A 378-nucleotide genomic window follows, 5' to 3' on the forward strand; every position below is an offset into this window, starting at 1 on the left:
GGTCGAGCGCTGCTTCAACAAGCTCAAAAACGCCCGGCGCGTCGCCACCCGCTACGACAAGACCGCCGAGAGCTTCCTTGGCTTCATCGACATCACATCTATCCGCCTATGGCTCCGCCATTTGTCAACATGACCTAGTCAATGTCGTCAGCTCTTTCCCAGCAGGGCTTTCAGGACGACATTGTCCAGCATAGTGTCCGCCAACAGGCACTTGAGCTTGGCGTTCTCGTCTTCGAGCGCCTTCAGTTTGTAGAACGTCGCGGTGCTCAGACCGTGCCTGAGGCATACCTCAGCCGTCGGCATGCCGTTCTGCGCTACGATTGATCCACTGGATCAATCGCTAAACGCTTGAACCCTGCTCTTTGATCATCCCGATTA

General features: G+C 55.8%; 1 protein-coding gene and 1 pseudogene. One reads left to right on the forward strand and one right to left on the reverse strand.

The features are described 5' to 3' along the window. Positions 1 to 133 (forward strand): transposase (locus tag AB9K34_RS01715; protein ID WP_148044812.1); only part of this gene is annotated, 133 nt, incomplete at its 5' end. A 20-nt stretch (positions 134 to 153) separates the two neighbouring features. On the opposite strand, the pseudogene AB9K34_RS01720 reads toward AB9K34_RS01715, so the two are convergent. After that, positions 154 to 321, reverse strand: a pseudogene (locus AB9K34_RS01720) (IS3 family transposase); the annotation flags it as partial. Between the last annotated feature and the right edge of the window lie 57 nt (positions 322 to 378).

It is taken from the genome of Sedimentitalea sp. XS_ASV28 (assembly GCF_041224545.1).
Classification (GTDB): Bacteria; Pseudomonadota; Alphaproteobacteria; order Rhodobacterales; family Rhodobacteraceae; genus Sedimentitalea.